This is a genomic window from Streptomyces sp. NPDC057543 (assembly GCF_042801895.1).
Classification (GTDB): domain Bacteria; phylum Actinomycetota; class Actinomycetes; order Streptomycetales; family Streptomycetaceae; genus Streptomyces.
Genome location: NZ_JBHVFF010000083.1, coordinates 1 through 17,256 on the forward strand (window position 1 = coordinate 1; position 17,256 = coordinate 17,256).

At 71.8% G+C, this 17,256-nt stretch carries 18 protein-coding genes and 7 tRNA genes; 15 read left to right on the forward strand and 10 right to left on the reverse strand.

Annotation, left to right across the window (positions count from 1 at the left end; translation table 11 throughout):
- The first annotated feature begins 409 nt into the window (after positions 1-409).
- The 3 genes from ACFU8Q_RS16495 to ACFU8Q_RS16505 all read left to right on the forward strand — a co-directional run bounded on the left by ACFU8Q_RS16495 (position 410) and on the right by ACFU8Q_RS16505 (position 2,345).
- Positions 410-619: a hypothetical protein gene (locus ACFU8Q_RS16495; protein ID WP_384453702.1), complete on the forward strand. Its 210-nt coding sequence runs from the start codon at positions 410-412 to the stop codon at positions 617-619.
- A 416-nt stretch (positions 620-1,035) separates the two neighbouring features.
- The gene (locus ACFU8Q_RS16500; RefSeq protein ID WP_384453705.1) at positions 1,036-1,992 is read left to right on the forward strand and encodes an aminoglycoside phosphotransferase family protein; all 957 of its coding nucleotides are present in this window, start codon (positions 1,036-1,038) and stop codon (positions 1,990-1,992) included.
- A gap of 68 nt (positions 1,993-2,060) precedes the next feature.
- Positions 2,061-2,345 (forward strand): zf-TFIIB domain-containing protein, encoded by a 285-nt coding sequence (locus ACFU8Q_RS16505; protein WP_384453708.1) that lies wholly within the window; start codon positions 2,061-2,063, stop codon positions 2,343-2,345.
- 115 nt (positions 2,346-2,460) lie between these two features.
- Here ACFU8Q_RS16505 and ACFU8Q_RS16510 read toward each other — a convergent pair.
- The 5 genes from ACFU8Q_RS16510 to ACFU8Q_RS16530 all read right to left on the reverse strand — a co-directional run bounded on the left by ACFU8Q_RS16510 (position 2,461) and on the right by ACFU8Q_RS16530 (position 2,903).
- A tRNA-Val gene (locus tag ACFU8Q_RS16510) sits at positions 2,461-2,532 on the reverse strand.
- 23 nt (positions 2,533-2,555) lie between these two features.
- Positions 2,556-2,627 (reverse strand) — tRNA-Val (locus ACFU8Q_RS16515).
- Between the two features lie 19 nt (positions 2,628-2,646).
- A tRNA-Val gene (locus tag ACFU8Q_RS16520) sits at positions 2,647-2,718 on the reverse strand.
- Position 2,719: 1 nt separating this feature from the next.
- Positions 2,720-2,793 (reverse strand) — tRNA-Cys (locus tag ACFU8Q_RS16525).
- Positions 2,794-2,830: 37 nt separating this feature from the next.
- Positions 2,831-2,903, reverse strand: a tRNA-Gly gene (locus tag ACFU8Q_RS16530).
- A 163-nt stretch (positions 2,904-3,066) separates the two neighbouring features.
- Between ACFU8Q_RS16530 and ACFU8Q_RS16535 the strand changes: the two genes are divergently transcribed.
- The 3 genes from ACFU8Q_RS16535 (at position 3,067) to ACFU8Q_RS16545 (ending at position 5,822) form a co-directional block, all read left to right on the forward strand.
- The gene (locus ACFU8Q_RS16535) at positions 3,067-4,101 is read left to right on the forward strand and encodes a chorismate-binding protein (protein WP_384453761.1); all 1,035 of its coding nucleotides are present in this window, start codon (positions 3,067-3,069) and stop codon (positions 4,099-4,101) included.
- Complete coding sequence (locus tag ACFU8Q_RS16540; protein ID WP_384453711.1) at positions 4,101-4,922, forward strand: aminotransferase class IV; 822 nt, start codon at positions 4,101-4,103, stop codon at positions 4,920-4,922. Before ACFU8Q_RS16535 ends, ACFU8Q_RS16540 begins: the two co-directional genes overlap by 1 nt.
- Before the next feature lie 63 nt (positions 4,923-4,985).
- Positions 4,986-5,822 carry a GNAT family N-acetyltransferase gene (locus ACFU8Q_RS16545; RefSeq protein ID WP_384453714.1) on the forward strand — a complete coding sequence of 279 codons (837 nt, stop codon included), beginning with the start codon at positions 4,986-4,988 and terminating at the stop codon, positions 5,820-5,822.
- 12 nt (positions 5,823-5,834) lie between these two features.
- On the opposite strand, the gene ACFU8Q_RS16550 is transcribed toward ACFU8Q_RS16545, so the two are convergent.
- Complete coding sequence (locus ACFU8Q_RS16550) at positions 5,835-6,350, reverse strand: DsbA family protein (protein WP_384453717.1); 516 nt, start codon at positions 6,348-6,350, stop codon at positions 5,835-5,837.
- 227 nt (positions 6,351-6,577) lie between these two features.
- On the opposite strand from ACFU8Q_RS16550, the gene ACFU8Q_RS16555 reads away from it, so the two are divergent.
- From ACFU8Q_RS16555 to ACFU8Q_RS16565, 3 genes are all read left to right on the forward strand, one after another.
- Positions 6,578-7,036 (forward strand): hypothetical protein, encoded by a 459-nt coding sequence (locus ACFU8Q_RS16555; protein WP_384453763.1) that lies wholly within the window; start codon positions 6,578-6,580, stop codon positions 7,034-7,036.
- 229 nt (positions 7,037-7,265) lie between these two features.
- Positions 7,266-8,285 (forward strand): LacI family DNA-binding transcriptional regulator, encoded by a 1,020-nt coding sequence (locus tag ACFU8Q_RS16560; RefSeq protein ID WP_384453720.1) that lies wholly within the window; start codon positions 7,266-7,268, stop codon positions 8,283-8,285.
- A 344-nt stretch (positions 8,286-8,629) separates the two neighbouring features.
- A complete protein-coding gene (locus ACFU8Q_RS16565) occupies positions 8,630-8,785 on the forward strand; it encodes a hypothetical protein (RefSeq protein ID WP_384453723.1) in 156 nt (51 codons plus the stop codon).
- A gap of 4 nt (positions 8,786-8,789) precedes the next feature.
- Here ACFU8Q_RS16565 and ACFU8Q_RS16570 read toward each other — a convergent pair whose 3' ends face one another.
- Both ACFU8Q_RS16570 and ACFU8Q_RS16575 read right to left on the reverse strand, forming a co-directional pair.
- Positions 8,790-9,347: a CGNR zinc finger domain-containing protein gene (locus ACFU8Q_RS16570; protein ID WP_384453726.1), complete on the reverse strand. Its 558-nt coding sequence runs from the start codon at positions 9,345-9,347 to the stop codon at positions 8,790-8,792.
- Between the two features lie 354 nt (positions 9,348-9,701).
- Entirely contained in the window at positions 9,702-10,115 is a 414-nt protein-coding gene (locus tag ACFU8Q_RS16575; protein ID WP_003959770.1) for an SsgA family sporulation/cell division regulator, read from the reverse strand.
- Positions 10,116-10,305: 190 nt separating this feature from the next.
- Between ACFU8Q_RS16575 and ACFU8Q_RS16580 the strand changes: the two genes are divergently transcribed.
- Together ACFU8Q_RS16580 and ACFU8Q_RS16585 are read left to right on the forward strand one after the other, a co-directional pair.
- Positions 10,306-10,785, forward strand: coding sequence for a TIGR02611 family protein (locus ACFU8Q_RS16580; RefSeq protein WP_384453729.1), 480 nt, complete (start codon positions 10,306-10,308; stop codon positions 10,783-10,785).
- A 54-nt stretch (positions 10,786-10,839) separates the two neighbouring features.
- Positions 10,840-10,911: transfer RNA gene (locus tag ACFU8Q_RS16585), tRNA-Val, on the forward strand.
- 156 nt (positions 10,912-11,067) lie between these two features.
- Here ACFU8Q_RS16585 and ACFU8Q_RS16590 read toward each other — a convergent pair.
- Positions 11,068-13,626, reverse strand: a complete 2,559-nt coding sequence (locus tag ACFU8Q_RS16590; protein ID WP_384453732.1) for an SCO7613 C-terminal domain-containing membrane protein — start codon at positions 13,624-13,626, stop codon at positions 11,068-11,070.
- Between the two features lie 83 nt (positions 13,627-13,709).
- On the opposite strand from ACFU8Q_RS16590, the gene ACFU8Q_RS16595 reads away from it, so the two are divergent.
- Together ACFU8Q_RS16595 and ACFU8Q_RS16600 are read left to right on the forward strand one after the other, a co-directional pair.
- Positions 13,710-14,156, forward strand: a complete 447-nt coding sequence (locus tag ACFU8Q_RS16595; RefSeq protein ID WP_384453734.1) for an SRPBCC family protein — start codon at positions 13,710-13,712, stop codon at positions 14,154-14,156.
- 39 nt (positions 14,157-14,195) lie between these two features.
- Positions 14,196-14,267: transfer RNA gene (locus tag ACFU8Q_RS16600), tRNA-Val, on the forward strand.
- 97 nt (positions 14,268-14,364) lie between these two features.
- On the opposite strand, the gene ACFU8Q_RS16605 is transcribed toward ACFU8Q_RS16600, so the two are convergent.
- Positions 14,365-15,090: a 3'-5' exonuclease gene (locus tag ACFU8Q_RS16605; protein WP_384453737.1), complete on the reverse strand. Its 726-nt coding sequence runs from the start codon at positions 15,088-15,090 to the stop codon at positions 14,365-14,367.
- Positions 15,091-15,296: 206 nt separating this feature from the next.
- Between ACFU8Q_RS16605 and ACFU8Q_RS16610 the strand changes: the two genes are divergently transcribed.
- Both ACFU8Q_RS16610 and ACFU8Q_RS16615 read left to right on the forward strand, forming a co-directional pair.
- Positions 15,297-15,863, forward strand: coding sequence for a DUF4365 domain-containing protein (locus ACFU8Q_RS16610; protein ID WP_384453740.1), 567 nt, complete (start codon positions 15,297-15,299; stop codon positions 15,861-15,863).
- Positions 15,863-17,146, forward strand: a complete 1,284-nt coding sequence (locus ACFU8Q_RS16615) for a hypothetical protein (protein ID WP_384453743.1) — start codon at positions 15,863-15,865, stop codon at positions 17,144-17,146. Before ACFU8Q_RS16610 ends, ACFU8Q_RS16615 begins: the two co-directional genes overlap by 1 nt.
- Positions 17,147-17,256 lie beyond the last annotated feature (110 nt).

Consider the following 17,256-nt stretch of genomic DNA (forward strand, 5'->3'; position numbering starts at 1 on the left):
GCCGCACACCGACCCGGCAGGGACGGGCCCGCGCCGACCGGGGCGACGCGGCCCCGGCCCGCCGCCGGGAGCCGGGGCGCGGGCGAGTGAGTGAAGTCACGTCGGGGCCCGACCTGCCGACGGCCTCGACCGGGCCCCGACGGCGACCGGTCGCCGCACCCCGTCCGCCCACCTGATCCGCAACATTCCGGGTATCCCTCCGGGATGACCCCGGGATCAGACGCCCGATCTCCACCCAGGGGAGTACATCGACTACCCACGGCTCATCCTCCGGGAGGCCCGGCATTCGGTACGCGGGCATGACGTCGTACGCCCTCCGCTTCCCTAATGTTGAGATCAAGCGGCGGGCGCAGCACTCGTCCCCCGAGGTCACACGCCCGCCGCTCCACATCCGGTCAGGAGAGGAACCATGGCGGACACGGCAACGCGGACCATGATCCGCACGCGAGGACGCAGGGCCCGTGCCGCGTTCGGCAGCCGCCCGTCGTCCGGCACGCGCCACCCACTGGTGGCGACGGCGATGGTTCTTCCCCTGGCGGCCCTGCTCGTGGTCGTCTTCGGCGGCTGGGACGCAGTGGTCACACAGGCGTCGTCCGTGGGCGTGATGCTGGGGCGCTGAGCGGCGCCCCGGGTCCGGAAGAGCGGTCCGGACCGGGACATCCGGCCAACAACCCCGTGGGGACGGGGGTGCGGCGGACGGCAGCGTTTGTCCGGTCAGCTGGGGAGCTGACCGGACATCGCGCTGTCCGGGACCTTGCGGCCCCGGTGCACGACAGCGAGCGGGCTCCCGACGCCCCGTGACTCCGCCTCCGGCGTTGTCGTCGGTCGACGCCCCCCCACGTTCGAATCTGCTCGCGCGGGAGGGGCCCCTCTCGCGTCGCCTCCCTCCTCCGCCTTGGATCCGAAGCCGCATGACGCCGCTCGCTGATCCGCTCCCCATCGCGCACCAGGTCGATACCGCCGCACGCGCGTACGCTCATCGACGGGCCCGGCGCGGACCGGCCCGCCCGCACCTGTCCGCCACCGGGGGAGACCGTGACCACCGCAGTCGTACGCGCGCTGGGCGCCCTCGCCCACCGGGCCGCCCACACCGGACCCCCGGCCGACTGCGTCTGCCCGCCACCGGCCGTGCTCGCGGACCGGGCGGACGGCACGGTGGTCCGCAGCGGTCCCGTCGTCGCCAAGGCCCACGCCCCCGGCACGGATGCCCCTGGCCTGCTGACGCGCCTGACCCTCGCGAACGACCCCCGCCTGACCGGAATCCTGCTCGCTCCCCTCTGGCCCCGGCCCGCCACCCCGCTCCACGGCCGGCCCGTCACCCTGTGGCCCCACGGCCGGCCCGTCGATCCCGACGACCCCGACGCAGCCCCCTGGGAAGAGGCCGCCGTCCTGCTGGCCGGGCTGCACCGGACCCCGCCCACCGTCCCGCTCCCGCCCATGCGTGGCCCCGCCAAGGCCGCGCTCGCCGTTGCCCGGATGCGCGCCGCCCGGCCCGGCGAACCGGCCACCGTCCCCGTACTCGAAGCCTGGCGCCGCCTGCCGGCCTGGGCCCGCGACGAAGCCGCCGCGCCCCCGCACCGCGCCGGCTTCCTCTGCCACGGCGATCTGCACCTCGGCCAACTCGTCCGCCACCCCGCGCCGCACGGCCCCTGGCTGCTCATCGACATCGACGACACGGGCCTCGGCGACCCGGCCTGGGACCTCGCCCGCCCCGCCGCCTGGTACGCGGCCGGGCTGCTGCCCCCCGATGTCTGGCTCCGCTTCCTGGACGCCTACCGGGCGGCGGGCGGACCCGCCGTACGGGCCGCGGGCGACCCCTGGCCCGAACTGGACGTCCCGGCCCGCGCCCTGACCGTGCAGACCGCGGCGCTCGCACTCGCCAAGTCCGCGTCGGAGGGCCGGAGTCCGGATGAAGTGGAGCAGACGATGATCGATGCCTGTGCCCGAATTGCCTCTCTCCAAACCGAGTTGACCGCCGACCACTCGTCGTAGGCTGAACCGACCGTCGCCGGGCACGCATTCCGGGGACGGCGACCCGACGGCGAGGAGTGAGCCGAACCATGCAGTGTCCCAAGTGCCACGCACAGATGCAGACGTACAACCGCAATGGCATACAGATCGAGCAGTGCAGCGGCTGCCGGGGGATCTTCCTCGATTACGGCGAGCTGGAGACCCTGACCCGCATCGAGGCGCAGTGGACACAACAGGCCCCGCCCGCACCGCCCGCCCCGCAGGCCTACCCGGCCGCCCCGGCGCCCGCCTGGGGCGCCCCCCAGTACCACGACGGCCACCACGGCGGTCACTACCGGCACAAGAGCTTCGGCCGCATGCTCTTCTCGTCCTGAGCGAACGCACGGCGGGCCCGGGCGGAAGACGTCCGGGCCTGCCGCTGCACGCACCACTGCTCACCGAGGAGACGACAAAGCCCCGGTCACCGAAGCGACCGGGGCTTGTACTGCGTGCGCGATACTGGGATTGAACCAGTGACCTCTTCCGTGTCAGGGAAGCGCTCTCCCGCTGAGCTAATCGCGCAGGGTGAACCTGCGTGTACTGCGTGCGCGATACTGGGATTGAACCAGTGACCTCTTCCGTGTCAGGGAAGCGCTCTCCCGCTGAGCTAATCGCGCGGGGATCCTTGCGGACCGGTGGACGATACTGGGATTGAACCAGTGACCTCTTCCGTGTCAGGGAAGCGCTCTCCCGCTGAGCTAATCGTCCTTGGAGGTGGAGACGGGATTTGAACCCGTGTAGACGGCTTTGCAGGCCGTTGCCTCGCCTCTCGGCCACTCCACCAGGAGTGGGGGTTCGGGAAGATCCCCCACTTTCTGCGAGCGGACGACCAGGTTCGAACTGGCGACCTCAACCTTGGCAAGGTTGCGCTCTACCAACTGAGCTACGTCCGCTTGTCTTTTCCGGCCCGCTTGCGCGTCCCGGCGACGTGTTGAACTCTAGCGGATTCCCGGGCCAGTACAAAAACGCGTTTGTGCAGCGTGCTGAGGTGCGTTCGCCCCGACGCAGGTCATCGTGCGCCGTCCTAGACTCAACGGCGTGCACGACCTTGTCCCGATGGCCCGCTTCGGCGGCCTCGTCGCGTCCGATCTGCAGGACGTGACCAGTGATCCCACCGCCCTCGACTCGGCCGGCTTCTGGGCCGTGTCCGCCGATTTCGAGGGCCGTCTCGTCTGCGCCCGCTTCGCCTCCGTACGTACGGAGGCAGTGGCCGCCCCGGTGCGTGGGGGCTGGCGCGGGCCCGCGACCGGTGACTGGAACTCGTCCCTGGACCGTGCCGCGTACACCGCTGGTGTACGACGGATCCGCGAGTACATCGCGGCCGGCGAGGTCTACCAGGCCAACCTCTGCCGGGTGATGAGCGCTCCACTGCCCGACCCGGCCGCCTCGGACGTGGACGCGCTCACCGCGTTGCTCGCGCGCGGCAATCCCGCCCCTTACGCAGGAACGATCCGGCTGCCGGCGCACGGTGTGGAGATCGCCACCGCGTCCCCGGAACTCTTCCTCGAGCGGGACGGCCGGACCATCGAGTCCGGACCGATCAAGGGCACCGGACGGACCGAGGGCGATCTGCTGGAGAAGGACCACGCCGAGAACGTGATGATCGTCGACCTGGTCCGCAACGACCTCGGGCGGGTCTGCGCCACCGGATCGGTCACGGTCCCCGACCTCTGTGTGGTGGAGAAGCACCCCGGGCTCGTCCACCTCGTCTCCACCGTGCGCGGGGAGCTCGCCGAGGGGGCCGGCTGGCCCGAACTCCTCGACGCCGCGTTTCCCCCCGGCTCCGTCACCGGAGCACCCAAGTCCAGCGCTCTCAGGATCATCGAGGAACTGGAGACGGCACCGCGCGGGCCCTACTGCGGCGGCATCGGCTGGGTCGACGCCGACCGCCGCACCGCCTCCCTTGCCGTCGGCATACGTACGTTCTGGATCGATCGGACCGCAGCCGCCCCGGTCCTCCGCTTCGGTACCGGGGCCGGCATCACCTGGGGCTCCGACCCGGAGCGCGAATGGGACGAGACCGAACTGAAGGCCTCCCGGCTGCTCGCTGTAGCGTCGGGCGCTCACGAAGCGACTGGAAGGACCGCGTGATGAGGATTTGGGTCAACGGCGAACTGCGGGACGCCGACGACGCCCGGGTGTCCGTACTCGACCACGGACTCACTGTGGGGGACGGCATCTTCGAGACGGTCAAGACCGTCGACGGCAGGCCCTTCGCTCTCACCCGTCACCTCGACCGGCTGACCCGCTCGGCCTGCGGCCTCGGTCTTCCCGCGCCCGACCTCGACGAGGTGCGCCGCGCCTGCGCCGCCGTCATCGACGCCAACCCGATGGCGCTCGGCCGGCTGCGCATCACCTACACGGGAGGGCTCTCCCCACTCGGCTCCGACCGCGGCGACGCCGGTCCCGGCCTCGTCGTCGCCCTCGGGGAGGCGCGCCGCCGCCCGGACACGACCGCCGTGATCACCGTCCCCTGGACGCGCAACGAACGCGGTGCGCTCGCCGGGCTGAAGACCACCTCGTACGCCGAGAACGTCGTCGCCCTCGCCCGTGCCCATGAGCACGGTGCGTCCGAGGCGCTCTTCGCCAACACGGTCGGACAGCTCTGCGAAGGCACCGGGTCCAATGTCTTCGTCGTGCTCGACGGGCAGGTGCACACCCCGCCGGTCGCCTCCGGCTGCCTCGCCGGGATCACCCGCGCACTGGCCGTGGAGTGGACGGGGGCCGAGGAGACCGACCTGCCGTTCGACGTCCTGGAACGGGCCGAGGAGATCTTCCTGACCTCCACGCTGCGTGATGTGCAGGCCGTCCACCGGGTGGACGACCGGGAGCTGCCCGGCGGGCCCGGACCGGTGACCGCCAAGGCCATGAGGATCTTCGACGAGCAGGCCGGGAACGACCTCGACCCGTAGAACCGCACCTCGACTCCGTAAAACCGGGTGACGGGCCGGGGCTCAGCGGATAGAACAACTCCGATGACTACGACGCTCCGGCCGACCGGGCCGATCCAGCAAGGCGCCGACGGCGCGAAGAGCCGCGCGTACGACCTGTGCGACAACGGGCGGCCCGTCGGCGCCGTCGAGATCGGCACGGATCCGCAGTTCGGTGCCTCGGTCGGCGTGCTGCGTTCCCTGAGCGTCGACGAATCCCGCCGCAGGCGCGGCCGCGGCACCATCGCGGCGCTGGCGGCCGAAGAGGTGCTGCGCGGCTGGGGCTGCACCCAGGTGCACCTGGCGGCACCCGAGGACAACGAGGGAGCGCAGGGCCTGGCGGCCGCGCTCGGTTACACCGAACGCGGCCGGAACATGGTCAAGGAACTCGACCCTACGGCTCCGGCGTTGCCGGACGGTGTCGTCGCCCGGCAGATGAGTGCCGAGGAGTTCGCGCGCTGGCAGCGCACCAGCGTCGACATGTACGCGCAGTCCTGGGTGAACCAGGGCGTCCCGGCCGAGCAGGCCATGGAGAAGTCCCGCGCCGACCATGCCCGAAACCTGCCGGACGGCATCGACACCGTGGGCATGCATTTCCACGTCCTCGTGAACGAGGACGCGGTCGTCGGCCATGTGTGGGTGTCGGTGAGCGAAGAAAGCCCGGGTGAAAAGGCCGGATACGTCTTCGATGTCGAAGTGGACGAGGAGTACCGGGGCCGAGGCTACGGACGTGCCCTGATGTGGCAGGCGGAGCACATCACCCTGGACGCGGGCGCCCACCGCCTCGGGCTGCATGTCTTCGCCGGCAACACACCGGCCCAGCGGCTGTACGAGTCGCTCGGCTACCGGACGACTCAGTACAACCTGGCCAAGACGCTCTGACCCTCCGTCGGCTCAGTCCTGCTCCGCGAGCAGCCGGTCGGCGATCTCCTCGATGCGTTCGCGCAGCCCGTCCTGGCTCTTGCCGCCGTCCAGCCGCTCGTCGCCGATCACATATGTCGGCGTGCCGGTGACCCCGATCGCCTTGCCCTCGGCCTGGTCGGCGTCGACGATCAGCATGTGGCGGCCGTCGATCAGGGCGGTGTCCATCTCCTCGGCGTCCAGGCCGATTTCCCGCGCCACCTCGATCAGCAGCGGCTCGCCGGTGCGGCCGAGGTCGGCGGTGCGGGCGAGAACCGCCTCGATGTACGGCCAGCCCTTGCCCTGGGCCGTCGCCTCCTCGGCGGCCTGCGCGGCGGCGTGGGCGTGCTTGTGCTTCTCCAGCGGGAAGTGCCGCAGCCGCACCTCCAGCCGGTCGCCGTACTTGGCCCGTAGGGCGTGCACATCGGTGAGGGCCTGGTGACAGTCGGGGCACTGGAGCTCGCACCAGAGGTCGAGGACAACCGGCGCTGCGGCGGTGGATTCGCTCATGCGGCCAGTCTCCCAGGGCGCGTGTGAGCGTCCCAATCCGCATCCGTCTCCGCAATGCGATCCCCATCCGGTCCGCTCCGGCTTCGCGCGGCCGGAGTGCTTCCGAATCGGCACCTGGGGAGGATCCCGGCCCTGAAATGTCCCTGATGTGGTCCCGGATCGTGGCCGCCCGGGCGGTGGGCGGTGCAGGATGGAAGAGACGTTTCCCCTTGTGCCTGGAGGCCCTGATGCTTGCCGAGACCATTTGCTCCGCGGTGTCCGCGGCGGGCCTGGGCATTGCCGCCGTCACCGCGTACCGGAAGCGCTTCCTCGCCGCGGCCCGGATCGCCGCCTACTCCCTGGTCCCGATCGGGCTGGTGCTGACCGGGATTGTGGACTGGGTCGCCGGAATCGCCTTCAAGCCGAGCGTCTGGCTCGGCTTCGGGCTGCTCGCCGTGGCCTGGCTGCTGTTCCTGACCACGCGCGGGATCGAGCGCCGAGGCGTCGGCACCCGTAAGGAACGCAAGGCCGCCGCACGGGCGGCGCAGGGCGGGGCCGTCGCTCCGGCAGCCTCGGCGCCCTCCCTCGGCTCCGGGCTTCCGGCGACCCGGGCGCAGGTGGTCCCGAAGACGAAAACGGAGCAGTCCGCGTCGTCGGGCGAGGACTTCAGCGACATCGAGGCCATCTTGAAGAAGCACGGCATCTGACCCGCACGCGCACCACCGTGGCGGGGCGTGGGGATGATGAGCGACTGAATCGATTCATTCGCTTCTCTGCACTTGACGCTGGTAGTCGATGAGGCTAGCGTCGTGGTCGAATTGAAACAATTCATTCGGTCCGGGGGGTGCTGCCGGGAGTCGGCCCCCGCGAGGGCGTCCGTACGACGGGGCGACGCCGTGGACCGGTACGGCCGAGGGCATCAGTGGGGCAGGGCAAGTGGCGCGTGCGGCAGGAATCAAGGATGTGGCCCGGCAGGCCGGAGTCTCCGTGGGCACCGTGTCCAATGTGATCAACCGGCCCGAGGCGGTGCTGCCGGAGACCCGTACCCGGGTGCTGGCCGCCATCGAGGAGCTCGGGTACGTGCGCAGCGAGTCGGCCCGCCAGCTCAGGGCCGGCCGCAGCCGGATCATGGCACTGCTCGTCCTGGACATGGGCAACCCGTTCTTCGTCGATGTGGCCCGCGGTGCCGAGCGCGCTGCCCGTGCGGCCGGCCTCGGTGTCATGGTCTGCAACAGCGGCCAGAGCCCGACGGAGGAGGCCGAGTACCTCGGGCTCTTCGCCGAGCAGCGGGTGTGCGGCGTCCTGGTCACCCCGGCCGACGCGACCGGCCGCAACCTGGAGGCGTTCCGCCGTCACCGGATCCCCTTCGTGCTGGTGGACCGCGTGGCGTCCGGCACGGGGACCTGCGCGGTCTCCGTCGACGACGTCCGCGGTGGCGCGCTCGCCGCCGGTCACCTGGTCTCGGCCGGGCACCGCTCGGTGGCGTACGTCAGCGGCCCCGGTGACCTCCACCAGATCAGGGACCGGCGCGAGGGCGCCCTGTCGGCCCTCGCCGACGCCGGACTGCCGCCCGAGGCGCTCGTCGAGATCCCCTCCGACCGCCTGGACGTGGCGGCGGGGCGCGATGCGGGGGCCCGGCTGCTCGGCCTCGTGCCCCGGCCGACCGCGGTGTTCTGCGCCAACGACCTGCTCGCCCTGGGTGTGCTGCAGTCGCTGTACGCGGCGGGCGTGCGGGTGCCGCACGACATCGCCATCGTCGGCTACGACGACATCGAGTTCGCGGCGGCCGCGGCCGTACCGCTGACCTCGGTCCGTCAGCCCGCCGTCGTGATGGGCAGGATGGCCGCGGAGCTCCTGCTGGAGGAGGCGGACGATGAGGCCGGTACCCACGAGCACCGCAGTGTGGTGCTCCAGCCCGAGCTCGTGGTGCGCGCCTCCAGTGCGACACCACGCTGAGACCGCCTTCTGCCACCTCTCCGCGATTCCCGCCCACAGCTCCCGGCCCAACCCGGTGCCCGGCGCCCGGAGTCAGGTGGAAGGCTGTGATTCCGGGGCGTTCCCGCGAAGTGCAGGACGCCTGCTGTGCCCCTTGCCCGAGGGGCTCGAATTCGGTGAGCCTGTCATGGTGTTGTGCTCCGCCGACGTCAACGACGAGTGGTTCAGGGGCCGTCGTACCGAAAGTCTGGCGGGCGACCGGACATCGGAGCGAATCGCGCTTCACCCCGGGGTGGGTGAACTCCCGGCGTGAAAAGGCGTGTTGATCGCCAAGGGGCCCCGGTCTGCGTCATGATCGTCTCGAGATGGTCGACACCTCCCCGGGCGATGCCCCCGCACCCGCTGACGAAGAGCCGCGTGGCTGCCTCTTCGCGCTTTCCCAGCCCCCTTTGATGATCTTCCTCGCGGTGATCGGCAGTCTGCTGCTGATGGCCGCGGTGCATGATCTCTTCATGCTGTGAACGGTCAGCCGGCCGCTTCCTTACGGCGTGCCCGGTACGCGGCCACATGCAGACGGTTACCGCAGGTGCGGCTTGAGCAGTAGCGCCGGGAGCGGTTACGGGAGAGGTCGACGAAGGCGTGCCGGCAGTCCGGCGCCTCGCAGCGGCGCAGCCGTTCCTGCTCGCCCGCCACGACGATGAACGCCAGGGCCATGCCGCAGTCGGCCGCGAGGTGGTCGGCGACCGAGGCGTCCGGTGCGAAGTAGTGCACATGCCAGTCGTAGCCGTCGTGGTTGCTGAGCTGCGGTGTGGTGCCTGCGGCGGCGACGAGGGCGTTGACCAGCGAGGCGGCGGTCCGGGCGTCGTCCGTCGCGAAGATCTCGGCGAAGCGCGTCCGTACGTCCCGTACGTCCCGCAGGTCCTTCTCGTGGAGCTCGCCCACGCCGCTGATGCGATGACGGCGCGCGAAGTCGTACAGCGCTTCGATGCCGGCGAGACCGTCGACCGGCCCGCTCTCCGGCGCCGTGTTCAGCAGGTCGACCACCATGTCGAGGGCGATCTGGGTGTCGTGGGGGATCAGCACGCTTTCGCTCCCTGGCCTCCAGCGGGCGGGTGCCCGCCGATGCCGGCTGACTCTACTGGCTCGGTGCCACCGCACAGAGGTCCGAGAGGGCCCGTACGGGGCGCGAGGAGCCCGTACCGGCACCTGTTGGGTATCCCATGGCCGGTGGCCGCCCGTCCGGGCCGTGGTGGGCGGCTGGGGCCTGCGGGGCGCGTGTCGGTGCGCGGAGCGTGGTCGCACGGGTGGGCGGGAACGCGCACCGACGCCGTCGCCACGGTGGATTCCGTGATGACGGCGTCGGTGTCAGCCCTATGTGGTTGTCCGCGCGGCGCCGTCTCCCCGAGTCGGACGGCGCCGTGCAGCTCTCGGCCTGGCTCAGCTCTCGGCCAGGATGTGTGAGAGCTCCGTGTCGAGATCGAAGTGACGATGCTCGGTGCCTGGCGGAACCGCGGCGTCGGTCCTTTTCAGGAACGACTCCAGGGCCCTCGCCGGGGCTTCGAGAAGGGCTTCGCCCTCTGGGGAGCTCAGTGCGATGCAGACGACGCCCTGGCCGTGACTACGTGATGGCCAGACGCGGACGTCTCCGGTGCCGGTGGGCCGATGCAGCCCCTCGGCAAGGAGGTCGCGGGCGAAAACCCACTCGACCGTTTCCTCCGCTCCGGTATGGAAGGTGGCGTGCACGGCATAAGGATCGGCCGTGTCATACCGCAGGCCCGCGGGTACAGGCAGTGAGGACTCGCTCGACACAACGAGGCGCAGGTGCAGCTCGCAGCTGACCGTGGTGTTCATAAGCGCCAGGGCCTTTCGCTCAGTGTGCGCTCGGGGATTCGCACGTCGGCGAAATCGACATGCCACCTACGGTGGCGTTGTAAACCCCTCTGACCTTTTTGTGGCCCTTCAGGTAGCTCGTACAGCGGTGTGTAACTTTGGGTTATGCGGCCATTCCGGTGATGGAGGGCGTTCCGGTAGGTTGGCCCCCATGAACGCGGAGAGTGACGAGCGGGACGGGGGCGCCGGACCGGCGAAACCGTCGTCCGCCACGGGGGATGTGACGGGAGAGGCCACGGAGGGTGTGACGAAGGAGGACCGGGAGCTCGGTTCCCGGGCGCCCGGGTTCATCAAGGCGTCACGGGCGCTGCATCTGAGCTGGCAGGTCGGCGTCTTCTTGGTCGGCCTCGCGGTTGTCGTCGCGGGGATCATCATGCTGCCGCTGCCCGGGCCCGGCTGGCTGGTGATCTTCGGCGGCATGGCGATCTGGGCCACCGAGTTCGTCTGGGCGCAGCTGGTGCTGCGCTGGACGCGACGCAAGGTCACCGAGGCCGCCCAGCGGGCGCTCGATCCCAAGGTCCGGCGGCGCAACATCATCCTCACCGTGACCGGTCTGGTGATCATCGCGGTGCTCGTGGGGATCTACGTCTGGAAGTTCGGCGTGACCATGCCGTGGAAGATCCACGAGTGACCGGGGGATGGTCATGGGGTGCCGCTGACATGCGGTAATGTTTGGCCTGCGCCCGGGCGATTAGCTCAGTGGGAGAGCGCTTCGTTCACACCGAAGAGGTCACTGGTTCGAACCCAGTATCGCCCACCCGGACAGAGTGCCCGTGAGACTGCAGAGTCTCACGGGCACTCTGCGTTTCCCGCGCCGTCCAGGCCGCGCGCCCTCGTCGCAGACCGCAGACCGCAGACCGCAGACCGGCCCGAGCCCCCGAGGGCGACCCGGACCGGCCGTGCGGCACACCGGTCAACGCATCCGGCCCAGGGTGTCCTTCAGGCGCCGCGCATCGCGCAGCCGCTGCTCGTACGTCGCCCCGACCACCAGCAGCAGCACCCCGGCGAACGCGGGCGGCAGCCAGCGCGGCAGCGCGCCGACGACCTGGACCACGTACGGCGCGAGTTCGTGCACGGCGTCCAGCGCCAGCACCGCACCACCGAGCAGCAGCAGAGCCTGCAGCCGCAGCCGCGCGCCCGCCAGGGTGATCACCAGCGCCGCTGCACCGAGCAGCAGCGGCCGCACCCAGTACGGATCGGCCCAGGCCGCGAAGAGACTCGGCAGCAGAGTCGCTGCGAGACCCGCCCCGTACGCCGTCCACGACGACGCCTCGGGATCACGGTGCCGGCGCAGCACACCGACCGCCAGGGCGGGCACCGTCACCGGCAGGGTGTACGCCTCCGGGGCCGACACCCCCGAAGCCGACAACCGCAGCCAGGCCGCCAGGACGAACAGCGCCGTCGCCAGATACCCGGCCACCGGCCGGCGCTCGGCCCGTACGGCCGTGCCCGCCGCCAGCACCCCGCACAGGGACAGCACCAACGCCAGGAACGGCCGGTCCGGCACCGCCATGCCCACCGCCACGACACCCGCCACGGCCCCGGTCAGCTCGACCGGCAGAGCCGACGGGCGGCCCCGCAGCCGCGCCCCGAGCAACACCGTCACCAGGGTGACCACCAGCATGACCGGCGCCGCCCGATACCCGGCGAGCCCCCACGACGCCCCCACCGCACGGGCCAGCACCATCCCGCACACCACCGCACCGCACGCCGGTACTGCCTGCGCCATCCGCAACACCCCTGCCGCACGCGCCGCCTGAGCGGCCGGCAGCCGCGGCAAGGCTCGGGCCGCCGGGACCCCGGCACCGCCGAGTACCACCGCAGCCGCCCCGAACACCACCAGCAACACCGTGAACACCGCGTACGTGGCGGTCTCCGTGGCGAGCGACAGCATTCCCACGCTCACCGCACCCAGCAGACCGCACACCAGCGCGGTCTGCCCCACCCCGTTCGACCCCCGGCGCAATTCCCGTACCGCCACCGCGAACACCCCGACGACCAGCACCGCCTGCACCGACACCGCAGCCGCGTACGACAGTCCCAGCACCGCGGGCAACGCGGTGAACCCCGCCCAGCCGAGCGCCACCGCATCGGCCCCCGCCGCACCCCGCCACGCCGTCCTCGGCGCAACGACCGGCCCGGCCACCCGCAGCCACGACGCCCACGACCGGTACGCCGCCCCCGACAGAGCGGCCACCGCCAACAGCACCACCGGGGCCGAAGCCATCGCGGACCACGCCATGGCCTCGGTGCCCGACGCGCCCCGTACCCCGCCCTCCGGCACCCCCGCCCACACCCGGGCCGCCTGCGACACCGTGCCCGCCAGCGACAGACCGACCGGCGGCACCGCTGCCAGCACCGAACCCGCGGTCACCGCCGACGAGGCCCACAGCAGGCCCTTCCCGATCGGGCGCGGCAGCGGAACGCGCACCGCCGCCAACAGCACCACACCGCACAGCAGGTACAGCGGCACCGACCAGCCCCAGGCCACCCCGGCACCCGGCACACCGCCCACCGCGGCCACCCCGCTGAGCCCGGCCACCGCTCCAGCGGCCACCGCGAGCCCCGCCGGCGCCCGCCACGCCCCGGCCACCGCGACCGCCGCGCCCGCGAGCAACAGCAGACCCGGCGCCACCGCGCCCGACACCGAATCGGCGGACACCGACTGCCCCAGGCCCACCAGCAGGCCCGGCAGACCCGTTGCCCAGCAGCAGACGCAGGCCGTCACCCGTACCGCAACTCCCTTGCCCCACACCGCGATCGCACAGTCCAGTGCCGCCGTCGCCAGCAACGCCCAGCCGAACACCGTGGCCCCCGCACCCGCCGACCACGCCCACAGCAACAGCGGCAGTTGCGCGGTCACCACGGCCAGGGGCAGCGGCAGCCGAAGCCGGCCGAGCAGCAGCCCGTACGCGCCCCAGAGCACCGCCAGCACCGCCGAGGCGACCGCGGCGAAACCGGGACCGCCGGCCTCCGGCACCGCCACCCCGTGCAGCGCGTACGCGTCCAGGACCATCAGCACCGACGCCAGAGCGGCGAGCGATTCGGCCGTCGAGGGCAGCCCGCGTCGCAGCAGCACGGCGGGAGCACAGAGCGCCGCGACCGTCACCGCCGTCAGCACCGCCGAGCGGCCACCGATGCCCATCTGGCCCCAGCTGACCAGGGTGAACGCGATCGCGGCAATCGCGAGCAGCAGACCGCCCAGGGTGAGCAGCACGTTCTGCGCGCTGCGCGGCCCGGCCGGCGCGGCGGGAGAGCCGAAGGGAGCCGCGAACGGGACCGACGACCGGACCGGCGCAGGTGGCCCGGACGGAGCGGTGAACGGCGGCACGGCGGGGCGCACGGCGGGCTGCGCCAGCACACTCACGAGCCAGGCGCGACGAACCAGCAACTGGGACCGGCGGGCATCCAGCCGGGCCAGCTCGTGATCGAGGAGCGCCAATTCCTCGGCGGGCGGCGGCACATGTTCCATGAACGGGAGTGTGGCGCGAGCCACGGGACCGGACATGGGCTCGGATACTCAGTTCCCCGGCTGAGTACGCGCAGACTTGGGTCATGGACTGGAGTCACTACCGATTCGTGAGCGTCTGGGACCTGCCGGGGCCGCCCGACACCGTGTACGAGATCCTCGGACGCCCCGACGACTACCCGCGATGGTGGCCGCAGGTCCGCGAGGTCACCTCGGTCGACGGCACCACCGGCACCACCCGGATCCGCTCCCTCCTCCCGTACGACCTCGTCATGACCGTCCGCGAACGCCGCCGCGACCCTGCGGCCCGGGTCCTCGAAGCGGCCCTCGGCGGCGACCTCGTCGGCTGGGCCCGGTGGACGGTCACCGCGCACGGCGCCGGCAGCCGTGCCACGTACGAGCAGGAGGTCGAGGTGCACCGACGGCTGATGCGGCTCCTCGCGGTGCCCGGACGTGCCGTGTTCCGGGCCAACCACGCCCTGATGATGCGCGCCGGGCGCCGGGGCCTCTCGGCCTGGTTGGAAGCAGTTTGAACCGGACGCCGCGAGCCCTGTATGGTTCAACCCGTTCCCGGGCGATTAGCTCAGTGGGAGAGCGCTTCGTTCACACCGAAGAGGTCACTGGTTCGAACCCAGTATCGCCCACCCGGAAGAGGCCGGTCCGTCAGCAGCGTCGACGGACCGGCTTCTGCATGTCCAGGTGCGGCAGCCGTGCCGGTGTCCGTCGGCCCGACCCGTCCGATCACGCCGCGGCGGGCAGCTCCGGGCGCAACGGCCACGCGGGGTCCACCGCTTCGACCGTGCCGTTCTTCGCGAACCACGCCTGCAGCCCACGCGCCTGTGCCGCATGCCACACGGCCTGCAACGTGTGCAGCTCCGGCGGTGACAGCCGCTCCAGGCGGGACGAGAACCGCCGCCCCACCGCCCGTACCAGCTCCAGGGAGGCCGCCGCATCGGCCGCCGCGTCGTGCGCGCCGTCCAGCACCACCCCGTACAGCTCGCAGAGATCGGTGAGGGTCCGCCGCCCCTTGCGGTAGCGGTCCAGATGCTTGTCGAGCACGCGCGGATCCAGTACGCACAGCGGTGTGTTCTGCAGGTACCGGGCAAGTGACGACGCCCGGTGGCGCCTCAACTCCCGGTCCAGCAGGGTCAGATCGAACGGTGCGTTCATCACGACGAGCGGCCGGCCGGACGTGCACTGCTCGGCGAGCGCACGGGCTATCTCCTCCACCACCGGCGCGGGCCAACGGCCGTTGCGCTGAAGATGGTCGTCGGTCAGACCGTGGATCGCGGTCGCCGCCACGGGCACCGGAACCCCCGGATTCACCAGCCAGCGGGTGACCCGCGTCCGCCCGCCTGCCGTGTCCTGGACGACCAGGGCGGCCGAAACGATCCGGTCCTCCTCGACGTCCACTCCCGTTGTCTCGGTGTCAAATGCGGCCAGTGGCCCTTCGTACCAGTGAGTCATCCCCGAACTCCTCGTGCCCGAACGGCAGATGGCGTGATTCCCCTGCCCGGTCCGGTGATACCCGCACCCTTTGCCTGATACGCCGTTTGCGCGCCGTTCCGTGCGGTGACAACACAGGTGGGGGGAACGGAGGTTGTCCGTCACCCCGTCATCGAGATCCCTCCGTCGAAGAACCGATCGGCACAGCCCGGAAGGCCCACGCAGCCATGGCGCTCGCGCAGCCCGAACCGAGCGGGCTGCTGCCCCAGCGGATCGCACCGCTGCGCGGCACACTCGCCACCACCGCCTGCATGGAGACGCTCCAGGTGGGCTACTTGCACGCGGTCGCGGCCGCGGCGGGGTGTTCCCTGTCGCAGCCCTTCCCCGACAACGGCATCGACTGGCACGTCAGCCATGGCGCCCCCGGCCATGCCGTGGACGACGAAGTGACCATAAAGGTGCAGCTCAAATGCACCTACCAGATCCCGCCGCACCCGCCGGGACCGACGTTCTCCTTCACACTCGACAACGCACATCTCGTGAAACTCGCCCGGACCCCCGTGTCGGTGCACAAGATCCTCGTCGTGATGATCGTGCCGCGCAGCCAGGACGAGTGGCTGCGTGCCGGACACGACCGGCTCGACCTGCGGCACTGCTGCTACTGGACCAACCTGGCCGGTCACGCGGTCACGGGCCGGCACCGGACCACCGTGCGGATCCCGACTTCGCGCATCTTCGACGACCGGGCGCTCTGCGAGATCATGACCCGCGTAGGGGCGGGAGGGAGACCCTGATGCACCGGCCGATGGACGAGTCCGCCGACTCCGCCGACTCCGTCAACGAAGTGATCCCGTCAGCCATGCGCCCGCACCCGAACGAATCCGCGGGAGTGCGGTCCCCCGCTCCCCGGCCGGCCGGGGACATCCCCGACCCCGCCCGGGTCGACCCCGGGGTCCTCGCCGCCCTGCTCGACCGGCACGGCTGGCTCCGCCGCGGCGGAGCGGCCGGACGGTACAGCCGCTGGACCCCACCGGCCCCGCCCGGTGGCGGTACGAGCCTCCTCGTTCCTGACACCACCGCCTTCCCCGACAGCGAGGACCTCCTCGGCGAGGCGCTGACCGCCCTCGCCCGCAGCGCCGCACCCTCCGCCCGCGAGGTCCTGGTCTCCCTCGCGGTGCCCAGCGACGAGATCCGGTGGTGGCGCGAGGTCCCCGAACCCGTCGGGGGAGCGGCCGGGGCGGCAGGCTGGACGGGGGCGGAGCAACTGCACAGGGCCGCCCGGCAGATCCTGCTCGCCGGGGCCCTCGCCGTCCGGGCACGCGCCGGCTACCACGGCGCACGCCACCGCCGCAGGGCCCGGGCGGCCCTCGACGGCATCCTCGTCGGGCCCGCGCCCGGCGGCCGAGATCTCGCCGCGTTCGTCCCCGTCGAACCGGGCCGACCCGTCGCCGTACGGCTCTACCACGCCCTGCACGCCACCCGCGACGCCGTGGACTACCAGCGGGCCACCGGCGGCTTCGAAGCCTTCGACACCGCCGTCGAGGCAGGAGCCGGCCGGGAACTCACCGAGGCCCTCATCGCGCTGGTCCAGGGCTCGGAAGGGGCCGGGATCGCCCTTCAGTGGGCGCCCGCTGCCGGGATCCCCGAGGGCTGCCCGGCCCGGCCCGAGCCGGTGGAATTCTCCCCGGGCGACCTGCCCGCCCTGCGCCGGGCGGGGGCCCGCTACCTCCGGGACGAGCCCGCCGTTCCCGTACGGATCACCGGCGCCGTCGTCCGGCTGCGCCGCTCGGGACCGCGGGGCGCCGGAATCGTACGGCTGCGGGTGCTGGCCGGCGCCGAGGTGGCGCACGTACGGCTGGAACTGGACGAGGAGGCGTACCGGATCGCCGGCCACGCCCACCTGGTGGGGCTGCCGATCAGGGTGGAGGGCAGGCTGGAGAGCCGCGGCGGTTTCCGGCGGCTGACCCGGACCGCGCAGGTGGTGCCCGTGCAGGTGGACGAGGCGGAACGGGACCGGCTGATGAAGTCGCTCCAGGAGAACGTCGACTATTTCGAGGAGGCGTGCACGGGCGAATAGGGGTGGCGTGCGTGGCGGACAGGGCAGTACAAGCCCGGCCGGCAGGGGCGTAGCGGGCGAGCCGGGGGCCTTCGTGGCTCCACCGTTTCGCAGAGGGGGCCCGCGGCTCG

Bases quoted from the DNA above. Each gene is read 5' to 3' on its own strand.
- ACFU8Q_RS16535 (WP_384453761.1), top strand. From the start codon at position 3,067: ATGGCCCGCTTCGGCGGCCTCGTCGCGTCCGATCTGCAGGACGTGACC.
- ACFU8Q_RS16545 (WP_384453714.1), top strand. From the start codon at position 4,986: ATGACTACGACGCTCCGGCCGACCGGGCCGATCCAGCAAGGCGCCGAC.
- ACFU8Q_RS16610 (WP_384453740.1), top strand. From the start codon at position 15,297: ATGGCGCTCGCGCAGCCCGAACCGAGCGGGCTGCTGCCCCAGCGGATC.
- ACFU8Q_RS16495 (WP_384453702.1), top strand. From the start codon at position 410: ATGGCGGACACGGCAACGCGGACCATGATCCGCACGCGAGGACGCAGG.
- ACFU8Q_RS16555 (WP_384453763.1), top strand. From the start codon at position 6,578: ATGCTTGCCGAGACCATTTGCTCCGCGGTGTCCGCGGCGGGCCTGGGC.
- ACFU8Q_RS16615 (WP_384453743.1), top strand. From the start codon at position 15,863: ATGCACCGGCCGATGGACGAGTCCGCCGACTCCGCCGACTCCGTCAAC.
- ACFU8Q_RS16580 (WP_384453729.1), top strand. From the start codon at position 10,306: ATGAACGCGGAGAGTGACGAGCGGGACGGGGGCGCCGGACCGGCGAAA.
- ACFU8Q_RS16575 (WP_003959770.1), bottom strand. From the start codon at position 10,115: ATGAACACCACGGTCAGCTGCGAGCTGCACCTGCGCCTCGTTGTGTCG.
- ACFU8Q_RS16565 (WP_384453723.1), top strand. From the start codon at position 8,630: ATGGTCGACACCTCCCCGGGCGATGCCCCCGCACCCGCTGACGAAGAG.
- ACFU8Q_RS16595 (WP_384453734.1), top strand. From the start codon at position 13,710: ATGGACTGGAGTCACTACCGATTCGTGAGCGTCTGGGACCTGCCGGGG.
- ACFU8Q_RS16540 (WP_384453711.1), top strand. From the start codon at position 4,101: ATGAGGATTTGGGTCAACGGCGAACTGCGGGACGCCGACGACGCCCGG.
- ACFU8Q_RS16590 (WP_384453732.1), bottom strand. From the start codon at position 13,626: ATGGAACATGTGCCGCCGCCCGCCGAGGAATTGGCGCTCCTCGATCAC.
- ACFU8Q_RS16605 (WP_384453737.1), bottom strand. From the start codon at position 15,090: ATGACTCACTGGTACGAAGGGCCACTGGCCGCATTTGACACCGAGACA.
- ACFU8Q_RS16550 (WP_384453717.1), bottom strand. From the start codon at position 6,350: ATGAGCGAATCCACCGCCGCAGCGCCGGTTGTCCTCGACCTCTGGTGC.
- ACFU8Q_RS16505 (WP_384453708.1), top strand. From the start codon at position 2,061: ATGCAGTGTCCCAAGTGCCACGCACAGATGCAGACGTACAACCGCAAT.